We start from the raw sequence: 15,163 nt of genomic DNA on the forward strand, positions 1-15,163 counted from the left end.
GCACATTCCGGGCGGGGAACAGAAAATGCAAACGAGGCTTTCGGGGCGGAGCTCGCAAACATTCGGCTTACACGGCCAAAGTCCTTTGCCGAAACGGCTCTTTGATCTTTCAGTTGCCACAACCTTACTTATCGCGGCCCTGCCTTTACTATTTATGATAGCGATAGCCCTGAAATGCGATCATCGTGGCCCCGTATTTTTCAAACAGGTTCGCATCGGATATCTTGGCAGGCCTTTCAATATTTATAAGTTCTGCACTCTTTGGGGTTCGATACGCCCGGACGGCACACCTCTGCCACCGACAAAATTCTGTAATTTCATTCGGCGCTGGGGTCTGGACGAGCTGCCGCAGCTTTTCAATATCGTTCGTGGTGATATGTCACTTGTCGGGCCGCGTCCGCATACACCAGCGGACAATCACGATTTCGCCCGGCACTTTGCGCTTTATAATGCACGCCATCAGGTGCCACCTGGCATCACAGGTCTGGCCCAGATCAATGGTTGGCGCGGCCCAATTCAGTCCAGTTTTGATCTGAAAAGCCGCCTTGACTGTGATCTTCTCTATATCAACCAGCAATCTTTGACATCTGACATACTTATTTTGATCTGCACAATCACGCGCCCTTGGTACTGGGTGAATGGCCCTAAGCGCACATCCCCTGAAACACTGTCACCATGTCGTACCGGATGAAAAACGCTGGCTTTAAGACTGCTTCACTATGTTGCAGCATTCTGCTGGCCAACTGTTTCAATCCTATGGCTTTTGCAAAGTCTGAACCGACACAAAAGAACAGGCGAGATACAACAATTCAGCTTGGCCTTTTTGATTTGGTGCCATCGCTATCGGTGACAGAGGAATTCAACGACAATATTTTTCTGTCCGATAGCACCCAAAAGTCCGACACCATTAGCCGGGTAGTACCTGCTTTAACCTTGCAATCAAATTGGCAACGGGCCCGCTTACGGCTTGAAGCTCTCGGTGATGCTGGGTTTTACGCCAAATCAGGCGAAGATGATTATCTGGATGGCGAACTTGGTGTTTCCGCCGGATCGGATATCGGCCCGGCATTTGCTGTTGATGGCGATTTCCGTATCGCCAAAGGTCACGAAGATCGCGGCGGTGATGATATTCCGACCGGTGCCAACGAACCCGTCACCTATGACGAGAAAAATACTGAAATTGCCCTTCGCTATTTTGCCGGTGATGTCCACTACCGTGCCGCCATGGCCTTTCGACAGCTTGATTTTGACGATACCGCGCTCACCAATGGGGGCATTGCCAATAATGATGATCGGGATCGGACTGAATTGCGGCTGATCATGCGGGCTTCTTATCAACTGGGACCAGGCCGCGAAGCTTATGGCGAGACCACCTTTAACCAGCGAGAATATGAAAATACCCCCGACGATCAGGGCATTTTTCGCAATTCAAACGGTTACCGGTTACTGGGCGGCATGACATTTGACCTTACCAATTTGATTAAGGCCGATCTCGGGGCTGGATGGATGTCGCAAATTTATGAGGATTCCCGTTTGCAAAATAACGAAGGATTTTCACTTCGTGCCGCAACAACATGGAATATTACACGCATGACTGCGTTGGATTTCCGTGCCAAACGCGAAATCGGGGAAACCACCGTTACCGGTGCTAGCGGAATTATCGGTGAAAGCTTCGATGCCGGTATTGAACATGAACTACGGCGCTGGCTAAGCATCCGCCTTAACGCTGGCTATCAGCAGGATCGGTTTGAGGGTGCTGGACGTACTGACAAAGTAACGCACTTTGGCGGGGGCGTGCTTTATGTAGTCAACCGTTTTACGGAACTGGATGGTTCCTGGCGATATGACCAGCGTAAATCAAACGAAACCGGCCATGATTATCGCCGCAATCGCGCTTTGCTGACGCTTCGGTTGAAAATGTGATGTCATGAAAAACATAATTCTGACTGCAATCCTTTTGTTCGCGGTTTCAGGTGGCGTTCATGCCCAGACCGTCTACACGATTGATAGCGGAGACGAGCTGCGCATCACGGTTTTCGACGAGGAATCTCTTTCAGGTGATTTCTCGGTCGGTGCAGACGGATCCGTCACTTTGCCCCTGATCGGAACGGTTACCTTGCGCGACCTCACGCCACAAGCCGCACAGCAAACCATCGCCAATGCCCTAGCAGACGGTTATCTACGCCATCCCGTTGTATCCATTGATGTTCTTCATTTCCGCCCCGTCTATATTATTGGCGAAATCAATGAGCCCGGTGAGTACGGATATGCTTCAGGAATGAACGTATTGAATGCCGTCGCACTTGGTGGCGGTTACACTTATCGCGCCGATCAGGATGACATCATTATCATGCGTGGCCGCGACGATAATCGCGTCGAGATTCAGGCCAACGAGCAAAGCATTGTATTGCCTGGTGATATTATTCACATCACTGAACGGTATTTTTAAATCTCGTTGTAAGCGAATAAGCGATCAATCTAATTGGAACGATTTCAAAAGATTGACGAAAAAATCTGTTTCAAGGTGAACCCCATCTTTACGGGCCGGTTTAACCATGATGAAATCCGGTCACGCGCAAAAGCGCCCCACCAAGACAATGCGCATCTCAGGGAGCCCCGAATGTCGAATACTGCGGAAATGCGTCACGGCGGACGCATACTGGTCGATCAACTTGCCCTTCATGGCTGCGAACGGGTTTATCTTGTTCCCGGTGAGAGCTATCTGGCTGTTCTCGATGGCCTGGTCGACCATCCCGATATAGAACCGATCATCTGCCGTCAGGAAGGCGGTGCCGCCATTATGGCCGAGGCGCACGGCAAACTGACCGGAAAACCCGGCATCTGCATGGTCACGCGCGGTCCAGGTGCAACCAATGCGTCGGCGGGCGTGCATGTCGCCCATCAGGACAGCACCCCGATGATCCTTCTGGTCGGTCAGATCGGGCGTGAAATGGTTGATCGCGAAGCCTTTCAGGAAGTCGACTATCGCAAGATGTTCGAACCGCTTTGCAAGTGGGTTGCCCAGATCGACGACATCAACCGCATCCCGGAATATATCAGCCACGCCTATCATATCTCGACATCCGGTCGCCCCGGACCAGTCGTCCTTGCACTGCCGGAAGATATGCTGTCATCTGCAGCCGCAGTTGCCGATGCCAAACCCTATGTCCCGATCGAAGCCAAAACCGCCCCCGAAGATGTCGCCCGGTTCCGTGGCGCACTGGCAGATGCGAAACAACCGATCATGATCGTTGGCGGTGGTGGATGGACCGCAGAAACCACCGAAAACCTTAAATCGTTTGCAAAACGAAACAATGTTGCGATCGCTACCAGCTTCCGCTGTCAGGATTACATCCCGAACACGCACAGCCATTTCATTGGCGATGTCGGCATCGGGATCAATCCGGAACTGGCGCAATTCATTCGCGAAAGCGACCTTGTGATCCTTGTCGGGTCGCGCATGGGGGAAATGACCAGTAGCGGGTACAGCCTGCTTGAAATTCCCTGCCCGAAACAGAAACTGATTCATGTTTACGCAGGCCCCGATGAACTGGGGCGCGTTTATCGCCCTGATATCGCAATCAATGCGTCCCAACGGTCCTTTATCCGTGCGATTGCTATGATGGAACCAGTGGACGGAAGCGACCGTGAAGAGCAGATTGAAGCAGCTCACGCATCATACCTGAAATTCTCGACCCCGCTTGATACGCCGGGTGACGTGAAAATGGCACATGTCGTTGCGCAACTTCGCGAAATGCTACCCGAAGACGCAATTGTGACCAACGGGGCTGGCAACTATGCCGCCTTCCTGCACCGCTTCTTCCGGTATGGCAAATATCGCACCGAACTCGCACCGACTTCGGGTTCGATGGGCTATGGCCTTCCGGCATCTGTAGCCGCCAAGCTGACCCACCCGGATCGCCCATCGATCTGTCTTGCCGGTGACGGATGCTTTTTGATGCACGGCCAGGAATTCGCAACGGCGGTTCAGTACGGTGCCAACATCATCGTGATCGTGGTCAATAACGGCATGTTCGGTACCATCCGCATGCATCAGGAACGCAATTATCCCGGTCGCGTTTCCGGCACCCAGCTGCACAACCCGGATTTTGCCGCCTACGCCATTGCCTTTGGCGGACATGGAGAAACCGTTACCAAAACCGAAGATTTCGGCCCGGCTTTTGAACGTGCGATGAATTGCGGCAAACCGGCAATTATCGAGGTGCAGGTTGATCCGCAGGCCTTAACCCCGATCAAGACACTGGATCAAATTCGCGCAGGTAGTTAATCTGAAAAGCTATGAAATACGACGAGGTCACTTACCATTCGGCAAGGTGATCTCGTCATTTTCAAGCGCCTTGCGCAACTTGCCAACCGCGTCTGCTAGCTTCTCATCAATGACATGCAAATAAGCTGTCCAATCCGAAAGCTTTTTGAGCTCTTCCTTGCCATCGGAAATTCCGCGCAAACCGATTAGCGGCACGTCAAACTTCTGGCAAACGCGCAGAATGGCATAGGTTTCCATATCGACCATATCGGCATCAATCGCATCATAAGCGACACCCGAGACAACGTTTGCCCCCGTCGACAAACGTGCTTCCGCGACACCTGGAATGCGATAAGGCAATTCCATAACTGCCGGAAGATTCAGATAGGGCGTAATCCCCTTCTCAAAACCAAGTGCTGAGCAATCCATATCGCGGTAAGACACAGATGACGCCTGATAAACCGCCGCCTGCTTAAGCGTGCGCGAACCTGCCGATCCAAGGGTTACCACCAGATCGGGCAAATCGCTCACCAATTTCAGCTCCGTCAAGGCTGCGCTCAGATTAAGTGCCGCCTCAACCGGACCGATGCCGATCATCAGTGGTTTGAACAGTTTTTCAAGATGAGGGCCATATTCCTGATTTGCCGCCATGGCAAACAGCACATTGGTTCCGGCAAAATCATGAAGATATCCACGCATGTCTCATCCATCCCGTCTACAATTAACCCGAATGCAGATTAAAGTTCAGGACACGCTTTACCAGCCCTTAATCGGGAGTCTTTGAAAATATTCCTAAGAAAATTGGCGCACCCGACAGGATTCGAACCTGTGGCCTTTGCCTTCGGAGGGCAACGCTCTATCCAGCTGAGCTACGGGTGCGCAATAGGCATCGGGCAGCAAGACCCGAGCGGTTGGGTGATACAGGTTTTGTCCGTCGCGGGCAAGGATTTTTGACGGCCCCTGCCAATCAGCATCCTGTCGACCGTTTGGTTAAATTCTGGTTGCTGCATATCACAGCGATCAGCTTTCGACATCACGTCGCTCATAGGGATCCCGTACGATCCAGGTCCCGTTCCATTCCCGGTCCTGTTCACGGCGCTGCAGACGTTCCATTCGGTTAAGCATGAGCTGGGCGGCAAAATCGCTGCCGATACCCTCTTGAACTTCCTCAAACAGCGGTTGCGCCTTATCAAACTGGCCCTCGCGATAAAGCGCAATCGCCATCTCATAGGTTTTGCGCCACTCGCGACGTTCATCGCTCAGCTGTCCGGACTGCGCCAGCACTTCATAGAGATAGACCACATGCTCGGTCCCCAGCAGCACGACATGGTCAAGATCACGCATCTCGATTTCGCCGGCTGCCATGCTGGCGGTTTCATGCGACGCCAGAATTTGCGTACCATAAATCCGGTTGGCCTTTTCAAGACGGTTGGCATAGTTCACACAGTCGCCGACCACCGTATAAGACCGTGATTTATCCGTCCCGATGGAGCCGACAACAACCTCGCCGGTTGCAATACCAACGCGAATATCAAGTCCGTGATCGCCAATCAGGTCGGCATATTTGGTCTTTAGCGCATTAAAGCGTGCCACCTGCTCCAACGCTGCCAGACAGGCATGCCCGGCATGGCTTTTTTCCCCACAGAAGGGCGGGCCCCAGAAACCGATCACCCGGTCCCCGACAAAGTTATCAATAATGCCGCTGTGGTTGGCAATCGGTTCGGTCATGGCGGTCAGATAATCATTCAGAAAATCGACGAGTTTCTCGGGCGGGATATGCTCCGCCATCCAGTCAAAATTGGTCAGGTTGACGACGCTAACCGTCATTACACGCTTCTGCGAGGTCTCAAGCGCGGTTTCCTGCGACAGCAGGTTATTGATAATCTTTGGATCAATATATTTGCCAAACCGTTCGCGCATCCGGAACCGGACACGTAATTCACGCGTCATGCGGTTGAAGGCATCCGCCAAACGGGCAAAATCGCCCTTGCCCTTGAAATCAAGGCTGGTATCGAGCTTGCCCGACTGGACGCTGTTTAACGCATTGGTCGTATCACGAACCGCTTTGACCACTGCCTGCGCCAGATAGTAGGCAAAGGAAATGCCAATCACCACCGCGGCCAGCATCATGATGAATTCGGCCTGGATCAGGAAATCTTCGCGGGCTGAGACATTTTCGACTGTTTCGCTGGAATATTTTTCCAGCAGCAAAATCTCGCTGCGCAGATCAAGCACGATATTGCGATGAATGCCACGCACCAGATTTTCCTGACGTTGCGCATCGTCAAGATCACCATCGCGTACCCGGCCAAGCAGCCGTTCAACACCCAGATTGAACTGGGCGGCAATATCGGCAAATTCACGCATCCGCACATCAAGATCAAGCAAGACGCCCTGATCAAAATGACCTGATGCCTGTGCCCGGCCAAGAGCTGCCGATGTGAACGCCTTGCGAAAAGCCTGTTCGATCTGGGTCTGCTTGGCATCAATTTCGATTTCGATGCCACTTAAAAGCGATGCATCCGGTCCTTCATTCTCGACCACACGCATATAACGGTCGATCAGCGAAATCTGTTCAAGCTGACGGGAACGCACATCGGAAAGCGCATCCTTCACCGGCGTGACATAGCGCGACACCGCTTCAAGATCGCCATTGATCCCCAACGACTGAATGACGGAGAACCCGGTAGCCACCACAAGCCACACGACAAAAAAGGCCGCGACACCCAGGAACTTCGCCCGAACGGTCCTTAGCATGCCGGTCCTGATCCTCCGAAAAACATGGCTGAAAGCACCACCAAATACGCAAAGGCGATAGGTGCCATATCGTGATGGTCGCACCGCGTAACAAGCATGACAACCATATGCAACTGATTAAAAATGCTACCTGATCGGTGATCCCCGGTCAAAATGCAATCAGTTGACCCGGCACGAAAAATCCCGCGCGGTACCGCCACCCTTTATCCAACGTCCGATATCGCCGATCACCGTTGGCCCATTCAGGTCCCGCAACAGCATGTGATAGCCGTCGCGATAAAGACAAATCGTGCTTTGATCGCTATTTGACGCCCGCATGTTATCTGCAATCGCGGCAACCGCCCCCGGTGGAATAACCTGATCCTGCTGACCTGACATCAAAAGTGTCGGAATATCGATATCGCCACCGCGCTGCTGCGCCAAATCCATCAAATCTGCCAGTCCTGCAACCATGTCGACCCTCACCGATTTCATCATGTACGGATCACGAGATAGACGACGAAGCATTTCTATATTGTCAGACGGCCATATATCAAGCCCCTGCCCCGACAGGGGCAACCACGGCAAACTATTGGAAATCATCGATAATGGCGCTGTCTGATACCATGGCATCATGTCGCGGTTCCAGACTGCCGGTGCGACCAGAATAACCCCGTCCATCCATTGGGGGCGCGACGCAGCTGTCACAATTGCAACTGCACCCCCCATCGAGTCCCCCATCAAATAGATCGGTCGCCCCGGATATCGCATGCGAAGAATGACGAGCATATCAGATGCATCATTGATCAGGCTTTGCGTTCCCGGCCAGAATGGCCGTGTTGCCGTGCGGCCAAATCCGCGCTGATCATAGGCAAAAAGCGCAATATTTTCAGAAGCTAACGCCGTTCCGGCTTCGTCAAACGCGTTCGCATAATCGCCAAACCCATGCAGACCAAGGATTACCGCATCCGGATCATCAACCGGCCCCCAATACTGCAACGGCAAAGATGCCCCATCAGACGCCATAAACGCATTTTCGGTCATTCTAACGCTGGCGATCGGATCGCCAGCGGGAATTACCGTCGGCGCGCAGCCCGCCAGCCAAAATGCGAACCCAAGCCCGACAAACCACGACAATGCCTTCTCAATGTGATGAATTGCCGCCCCCACAATCATGTTGCTTTGCATTTACAGATCAAATTAAGGCCAAAAAACAAAACCCTGCAAGCAACTTGCAGGGTTTTGAAGGATGGTGAGACGCCCCGAAAATCAGGCCGCCTTGCCCGCACGGGCCTTGTCGTTATCGCGAGTCAGCATCAGGAAGATATCTTCAAGATCGCCCTCCTCGGTCGACAGGTCGGTAATCGCAAGACCGCAGCCCTGAATGGCGTTGAGAATTTCAGCCATCTGGGTGTTGCTGGGCCGGTAATTCAGCGCGATCTGGTTTGCGGCCTTAAGCTCAGCACCCCACGGGGTCAGTTCCTCGGGTACGGCATTGAGCGCATTTTTAACTGTCAGAATCAGGGTTTTATGATCGATACGACGCAGAAGACTGCGCTTGTCTTCATGGGCAATCACATTGCCCTTGTTGATGATCGCAATCTCGTCACAAAGCTCTTCGGCTTCTTCAAGGTAATGCGTGGTCAGAACAATCGTAACGCCCGCCTTGTTCAGTTCCTTCACATAGGCCCAAAGCTGCTGACGCAGTTCGATATCAACCCCGGCCGTTGGTTCATCCAACACCAGAACCGGCGGCATATGAACCATCGCCTTGCCGACAAGAAGACGCCGACGCATCCCGCCCGAAAGTGAGCGGGAATAGGAATCGGCCTTGTCAGACAGTCCAAGGGCGGCAAGAATCTCGTCCGTACGACGTTCCGCTTTGGGGACACCATACAGGCCTGCCTGCAATTCCATCGCCTGACGCGGCGTGAAAAATGCATCCAGATTAAGTTCCTGCGGCACGATCCCGATTGAACAACGCGCAGCACGCATTTCGGTTTCGATATCGTAGCCCCAGATTTTTGCCGTACCGCTTGTCTTGGTGACAAGACCAGCCAGTATATTGATAAAAGTGGACTTTCCGGCACCATTCGGACCAAGAAGGGCAAAGAAAGAACCGCGTGGAATTTTCAACGACACATTGTCCAGTGCCAGTTTTTCGCCGTTCGCACCCTTATAGAGCTTGGTCAGCCCTTCGACTTCGATGGCGTAGTCGGGCATTGCAGTCATGAATGCGTGATCTCCGCTCTTTTCCGCGTGGCTTGTTTGCGCTAAGACCATGCGGAAGTGTTGATTGAATATGCGCAATCGGTATCATCCCCATGAAAGCGGGGTCAATGGCTCTTGGACCTGTTTCAGGCCGATGATCAACCGATGGCAACACCGATGCCTGTGCTAACTGGGAAGCTGGATATATGAAGATCACCGAAGAAATCAAAGTCGGCAGCCTTAATGTTGCCTGTGACGGCGGCAAAGGTCACCTTGGCCATCCCACCGTTTACCTCAATCTTGAGGAAAAGGGCGAGGTGGTCTGCCCATACTGCTCAAAGAAATATATTTTCGACAAATCCCAGGCCGAGCACGCAGCCCATTAATCTATTTTGCCTGACCACAGGTAAAAGGAACCAGCGCCAAAGCTGCCAATATCGTTGATCCCGGCAGCTTTTCGCTGACTTAATGACTGTCGCATGTCTTTGCCGTCGCGGCATTGTTCGCGGCACATCCACGGGGAAATCCTATGACGTCTGCACCAACCGCTCTTAACAGCTATCGTGCCCTTCCGGATCCGGACGGACATTTCGGCAATTTCGGGGGCCGCTTTGTCGCCGAGACCCTGATGCCGCTGATTCTCGAGCTTGAGCAGGCCTACAAGGATGCCAGGAAAGATCCGGCGTTTCAGAAAGAACTCGACTATTACCTGAAGCACTATGTCGGTCGCGCAAATCCGCTTTATTTCGCCGAACGCCTGACCGAACATCTTGGCGGTGCCAAGATCTATTTCAAGCGCGAGGACCTGAACCATACCGGCGCGCACAAGATCAATAACTGCATCGGTCAGATCCTTCTGGCCAAACGCATGGGCAAAACCCGCATCATCGCCGAGACCGGCGCGGGTCAGCACGGCGTTGCAACAGCGACGGTTTGCGCGCGCTTTGGTCTGCCCTGCACGGTTTATATGGGCTCGAAGGATATCGAACGTCAGTCGCCGAACGTTTTCCGCATGCGCCTGCTTGGTGCCGAAGTCAAACCGGTCAAATCCGGTTCCTGCTCGCTCAAGGATGCGATGAACGAGGCCCTTCGTGACTGGGTCACCAATGTCGAAGATACCTTCTACATCATCGGGACGGCGGCGGGTCCGCACCCCTATCCGGAACTGGTTCGCGATTTCCAATGCGTGATCGGTAAGGAAGCCAAAGAACAGATTCTTGAGCAGGAAGGTCGCCTGCCCGATCAGGTCATCGCGGCCGTTGGTGGTGGATCAAACGCGATCGGTTTGTTCCACCCGTTCCTTGATGACAAGGATATTGAGGTGGTTGGTGTCGAAGCTGCCGGTCATGGCGTGCACACCGGTAAACACGCCGCCAGCCTGAGCGCTGGAAAACCGGGCGTTTTACACGGGAACCGCACCTATCTGCTGATGGATGACGACGGACAGATCAAAGAGGCCGACTCGATTTCAGCCGGTCTTGATTATCCCGGTATTGGGCCGGAACATAGCTGGCTTAAAGATATTGGTCGTGCGCGTTACGAGCCGATCACCGACAAAGAAGCGCTGGAAGCTTTTAAACTTTGTTCGGAACTCGAAGGCATTATTCCCGCGCTGGAATGCAGTCACGCCATCGCGCAGATCATGAAAGAAGCCCCAAAAATGGGTAAAGACAAGATCATTCTCATGTGTCTGAGCGGCAGGGGCGACAAGGATATCTTTACCGTGGCCGAAGCACTGGGAGTAGAACTGTGAGCGACGCAATCATCGGCGGCCAGGACCGCATCGCCAAACGTTTCGCGAAGCTCAAAGAAGAAAGTCGTGCCGGTCTGGTCACGTTCATCACCGCAGGTGACCCCGACCCGGAAGCATCGTTTGAAATCCTTAAAGCCCTGCCTGCGGCAGGTGCGGACGTCATCGAACTCGGTATGCCATTTACCGATCCGATGGCGGATGGTCCCGCCATTCAGGAAGCCTCGATACGAGCCCTGGCAGCGGGGATGCACATGCGCAAGACGCTGTCATTGGTCCGCGGTTTCCGCGATCAGGATCACGAAACGCCGATCATTCTGATGGGGTATTACAACCCGATTTATATTTATGGCGTGGCAGAGTTTCTTGAAGATGCCCGCAATGCCGGTGTTGATGGCCTGATCGTTGTTGATCTGCCGCCCGAAGAGGACGCCGAGCTTTGCGTCCCAGCCGTGGAAAAAGGGTTGTCGTTCATTCGTCTGACGACACCGACCTCTGATGACAAGCGCCTGTCGAAACTCGTTCAGAATACGTCGGGCTTTGTTTATTATGTTTCAGTTGCCGGTGTTACCGGTGCCGGTTCAGCAACCAATGACCAGATTGTTGAAGCGATGGCGCGTCTGCGTCGCCACACGGATCTTCCGATTGCAGTTGGCTTTGGCATCAAGAACGCGACCCAGGCCGCAGAGGTTGCCCGGCAGGCAGATGCCGCTGTTGTCGGGTCGGCAATCGTATCAAAAATTGCCGAAAGTCTTGACGAAAACGGCAAGGCCACCGATAAGACCGCCTCTATGGTCACAGGCCTTGTTCGCGAACTTGCAGACGGGGTACGCAACGCGCGTAAATAACGCTGCGCGTTGCCGTGAAATGACCGATATAGGCAAAACCAAGGATCAGTATCCGATATGTCGTGGCTGACAGAATTCGTCCGTCCCAAGATTCAGAAACTTGTTCGCCGCACCGAAGTGCCCGAAAATCTCTGGCATAAGTGCCCGTCTTGCGAACAGATGATCTTCCACCGTGACCTGGCAAAGAACAAACATGTTTGCCAGCATTGCGGCCATCACATGCGCATTTCCGCCAAGGAACGTCTGGAACTCCTGTTCGATGATGGTAAATACCAGACCATCGAACTGCCGAACGTTCCGGTCGATCCGCTGAAATTCCGCGATCAGAAAAAGTACACCGACCGCCTGAAAGCAGCACAGGCCAAAGCAACCTACAAGGATGCGCTGGCTGTTGCCCATGGTGATGTCGGCGGGCATGCAACCGTGATTGCCGTTTTTGATTTCTCCTTTATGGGGGGATCAATGGGCACCGCCGTTGGCGAAGGCATTGTTGCCGCCGCTGAACTGGCAACGGTTCAGGACGCTGCCCTGATCATCGTTCCGGCATCAGGCGGTGCACGCATGCAGGAAGGCATCCTTAGCCTGATGCAGATGGCGCGCACCACGGCCGCGATCGAGAAGGTCAAGGAAAAGGGCCTGCCCTATTTCGTCCTTCTGACCGATCCGACCACCGGTGGTGTTTCTGCATCCTTCGCCATGCTGGGTGACATCCAGATTGCCGAGCCAGGCGCACAGATCGGTTTTGCCGGTCGTCGCGTGATCGAAAACACCATTCGTGAAAAGCTTCCCGATGATTTCCAGACAGCAGAATATCTTCTGGATCACGGGATGGTCGATATGGTCGTGCCGCGCGGTGAGTTGAATGAAACCATCGGTCGCCTGATCGATATGATCCGCCGCACCAAGCCGGGTGCCGCGATCGTTCCGATCAAGGATGCGAAAAAGAAACCCGCGAAAAAGGCCGAGACCGAAGGTGACAACGCCAAGAAGTGACGCCATTCTTGCGCGTCTGGGCCAGCTTCATCCAAAAGTGATCGACCTTTCATTGGGTCGGATTACCCGCTTGCTCGACAAGCTGGGTAATCCGCACCTCAATCTGCCGCCAGTCATTCATCTGGCCGGAACCAATGGCAAGGGATCAACGCTGGCTTACCTGCGTGCCATCTATGAGGCCGCAGGCCTTCGTGTTCACACTTCGACCTCCCCGCACCTTGTTCGCTTTCACGAACGCATACGTCTGGCCGGTGAACTGATCAGCGAAGACATGCTGTGTGACCTTCTTGAAGAAGTCGAAGCGGTCAATGGCGGTGAACAGATAACCTTCTTTGAAATCACCCAGGCAGCAGCTTTTCTGGCCTATTCCCGAATTCCGGCAGACGTTGTTCTGCTTGAAACCGGTCTTGGCGGTCGGGTTGATGCCTCCAACGTGATTGATAAACCGGCTTTGACCGTCATTACGCCGATCTCGCTTGATCATCAGGGGTTCCTTGGCGATACGATTGCCAAAATCGCCTTTGAAAAGGCCGGAATCATGAAGCCAGGCGTCCCATGTGTTCTGGCCCCACAAAGCCTTGAGGCATTTGATACGCTTGCCCGCCATGCCGGTGATATCGGCAGCCCTCTGATCACGAATTTCGGCATCACCGCCGAACGCGAGAACGGCTTCACACTTCGTATCGCCGAAGAAGAATTTGATCTGCCCTTGCCCGCGTTGCCCGGTCGCCATCAATTCATCAATGCCGCAACCGCCATTACCGCCGCACGCTACGCCGATATCCCGAATATCGCAGGCCCGGATATGGCAACGATTTCCCGCGGCATTACCCAAGCCAGTTGGCCCGCCCGCCTTCAGAGGCTGACCAAAGGCCCGCTGTGCGATGCCATGCCTGACAAATGCGACCTGGTTCTGGATGGTGGCCACAACATCGCCGCCGCAGAAGTCATTGCAGACTGGCTTTCCCGACAGTCCACGGGTGAAACGGTTGTGATTATGGGAATGCTCGACAACAGGGATCCCATCGCATTTCTGCGACCACTGGCCCCGCATATCGCATCATTTGCCGGGATTCCGATCCCGGGTGATCATGAAGTCCACAGTGCGGAAACATTGCGTGATGCTGCCTTTAAGGTCGGAATTGCCAATGCTCATGCCTTTGACACGTTGAATGATGCGCTGGCAGTTCTGAAAAACAGCATCAATCAACCCAAAAGGGTTTTGATTTTGGGTTCGCTCTATCTGGCGGGTGTTGTTTTGGAAAATCACACCTGAACTGACACATCCGGCAATCAGATTTCCGGCAAACGCACTTTGCTGTGTACCGCGGATGAATTTCCGCCGCCCATACCACTACCACTTGATGACCCGTCATCATCTTTACGCAGGCGAAGACTGCCAGCTTTGTGCACCTTGCGCCGGTCGCCGGTTACACCGGGCGGCAACCCACCCAAAGCAGTCTCTTGCGAAACCTGATTTCTGACTTGTCCGATCCGATCATAATGTTCGGCTTCACGCCGAACATTGCGACCAGCGACCCATGTATAACCCAGCACATAAAGCAGAAATCCACCAACCCCGATGGTCAGGGTCAGGAACTGCAAAACTGGCAGGAAGCTTCCGAATAGCTGTCCACCACCATAAATCATGAAAATGCAAACCGCCGCCACGGGTGCCAACGCAAGAAAGAATATCCCGCGTACCTTGTGACGGATCGGCCCGTAATGCATCAACATCGCATAAAACAGATACATCAGCGCGATGAACACGACGAGCTTGATCAGCAGCACAAAATGGTCGGCCGCAGGAAGGCGCTGATTGCGATCATAAACGCCAAAAACCACGAACAGACCGTGCAGGAAAAACCCGAAAATCCCAAAAGTAATCAGAAAGCGCAGCCACGAGGACACGCTAAAAAATCTGCGCCATCCCGATCCGTTGGATCGCGCAACCCGTTCAGCTTTCCTGATTTTTTTGTGCCGATTTGCCAGCTTCATGTCGTCATGAAGCTGGCGCGTCGGTTCTGCGGTTTCAATGCCTATGCCTTGCGGCTTGAAAACCGGTTTATCTTCAATCGCCGGCAATGACCGGTTCTCCCGTTTCCCAGAGCGAAGTTGCACCGCCATCGACCATATCAATCCCTTTGCACCCTGATAAGCCCAAAGCGACATACTGCCGCAAATGGCAAGAATCAGATCATGATAAAAATTTCATTTTGGTTTCGATATGATATCAAAATACCTGTCATCAACTGACAAGCTCATGTCAGGAGTAAAGCCGAAAGCAGGTGACATATTCCCGCTTTCGACGATGCCCCACTCGACTTAGCCGACCGGATCGGGCATTCTGCGGACCAT

Annotated in this window: 14 protein-coding genes and 1 tRNA gene; 9 read left to right on the plus strand and 6 right to left on the minus strand. The window is 53.4% G+C overall.

Going from position 1 to position 15,163, the window contains the following annotated elements; translation table 11 throughout:
- The first annotated feature begins 25 nt into the window (after positions 1–25).
- The 4 genes from SMB34_RS07250 (at position 26) to SMB34_RS07265 (ending at position 4,288) form a co-directional block, all read left to right on the plus strand.
- Positions 26–691, plus strand: coding sequence for a sugar transferase (locus SMB34_RS07250; protein ID WP_084716515.1), 666 nt, complete (start codon positions 26–28; stop codon positions 689–691).
- A 65-nt stretch (positions 692–756) separates the two neighbouring features.
- The gene (locus SMB34_RS07255; RefSeq protein WP_037988918.1) at positions 757–1,923 is read left to right on the plus strand and encodes an outer membrane beta-barrel protein; all 1,167 of its coding nucleotides are present in this window, start codon (positions 757–759) and stop codon (positions 1,921–1,923) included.
- 4 nt (positions 1,924–1,927) lie between these two features.
- Positions 1,928–2,449: a polysaccharide biosynthesis/export family protein gene (locus tag SMB34_RS07260; RefSeq protein WP_037988919.1), complete on the plus strand. Its 522-nt coding sequence runs from the start codon at positions 1,928–1,930 to the stop codon at positions 2,447–2,449.
- A 171-nt stretch (positions 2,450–2,620) separates the two neighbouring features.
- Positions 2,621–4,288 (plus strand): thiamine pyrophosphate-binding protein, encoded by a 1,668-nt coding sequence (locus tag SMB34_RS07265; RefSeq protein WP_037989219.1) that lies wholly within the window; start codon positions 2,621–2,623, stop codon positions 4,286–4,288.
- 27 nt (positions 4,289–4,315) lie between these two features.
- On the opposite strand, the gene SMB34_RS07270 is transcribed toward SMB34_RS07265, so the two are convergent.
- The 5 genes from SMB34_RS07270 to SMB34_RS07290 all read right to left on the minus strand — a co-directional run bounded on the left by SMB34_RS07270 (position 4,316) and on the right by SMB34_RS07290 (position 9,235).
- Positions 4,316–4,966 (minus strand): 5'-methylthioadenosine/S-adenosylhomocysteine nucleosidase, encoded by a 651-nt coding sequence (locus tag SMB34_RS07270; RefSeq protein ID WP_037988921.1) that lies wholly within the window; start codon positions 4,964–4,966, stop codon positions 4,316–4,318.
- 103 nt (positions 4,967–5,069) lie between these two features.
- Positions 5,070–5,146 (minus strand) — tRNA-Arg (locus SMB34_RS07275).
- A 141-nt stretch (positions 5,147–5,287) separates the two neighbouring features.
- A complete protein-coding gene (locus SMB34_RS07280; RefSeq protein WP_037988922.1) occupies positions 5,288–7,024 on the minus strand; it encodes an adenylate/guanylate cyclase domain-containing protein in 1,737 nt (578 codons plus the stop codon).
- A gap of 159 nt (positions 7,025–7,183) precedes the next feature.
- On the minus strand, positions 7,184–8,191 hold the full coding sequence (locus SMB34_RS07285) for an alpha/beta hydrolase (RefSeq protein WP_240478775.1): 1,008 nt from the start codon (positions 8,189–8,191) through the stop codon (positions 7,184–7,186).
- An 81-nt stretch (positions 8,192–8,272) separates the two neighbouring features.
- Positions 8,273–9,235 carry an ABC transporter ATP-binding protein gene (locus SMB34_RS07290; protein WP_156962654.1) on the minus strand — a complete coding sequence of 321 codons (963 nt, stop codon included), beginning with the start codon at positions 9,233–9,235 and terminating at the stop codon, positions 8,273–8,275.
- Positions 9,236–9,420: 185 nt separating this feature from the next.
- Between SMB34_RS07290 and SMB34_RS07295 the strand changes: the two genes are divergently transcribed.
- From SMB34_RS07295 to SMB34_RS07315, 5 genes are all read left to right on the plus strand, one after another.
- The gene (locus SMB34_RS07295; protein ID WP_007088596.1) at positions 9,421–9,600 is read left to right on the plus strand and encodes a zinc-finger domain-containing protein; all 180 of its coding nucleotides are present in this window, start codon (positions 9,421–9,423) and stop codon (positions 9,598–9,600) included.
- Positions 9,601–9,743: 143 nt separating this feature from the next.
- On the plus strand, positions 9,744–10,967 hold the full coding sequence (gene trpB, locus SMB34_RS07300) for a tryptophan synthase subunit beta (protein ID WP_037988926.1): 1,224 nt from the start codon (positions 9,744–9,746) through the stop codon (positions 10,965–10,967).
- Entirely contained in the window at positions 10,964–11,812 is an 849-nt protein-coding gene (trpA, locus tag SMB34_RS07305; protein ID WP_037988928.1) for a tryptophan synthase subunit alpha, read from the plus strand. Before trpB ends, trpA begins: the two co-directional genes overlap by 4 nt.
- A 57-nt stretch (positions 11,813–11,869) precedes the next feature.
- The gene (accD, locus tag SMB34_RS07310) at positions 11,870–12,805 is read left to right on the plus strand and encodes an acetyl-CoA carboxylase, carboxyltransferase subunit beta (protein ID WP_037988930.1); all 936 of its coding nucleotides are present in this window, start codon (positions 11,870–11,872) and stop codon (positions 12,803–12,805) included.
- On the plus strand, positions 12,786–14,081 hold the full coding sequence (locus SMB34_RS07315; protein ID WP_037988932.1) for a bifunctional folylpolyglutamate synthase/dihydrofolate synthase: 1,296 nt from the start codon (positions 12,786–12,788) through the stop codon (positions 14,079–14,081). The genes accD and SMB34_RS07315 overlap by 20 nt, the downstream gene beginning before the upstream one ends.
- Before the next feature lie 17 nt (positions 14,082–14,098).
- On the opposite strand, the gene SMB34_RS07320 is transcribed toward SMB34_RS07315, so the two are convergent.
- Entirely contained in the window at positions 14,099–14,890 is a 792-nt protein-coding gene (locus SMB34_RS07320; protein ID WP_205618039.1) for a hypothetical protein, read from the minus strand.
- Between the last annotated feature and the right edge of the window lie 273 nt (positions 14,891–15,163).

The organism is Thalassospira permensis NBRC 106175, from assembly GCF_000714555.1.
Lineage (GTDB): Bacteria > Pseudomonadota > Alphaproteobacteria > Rhodospirillales > Thalassospiraceae > Thalassospira > Thalassospira xiamenensis.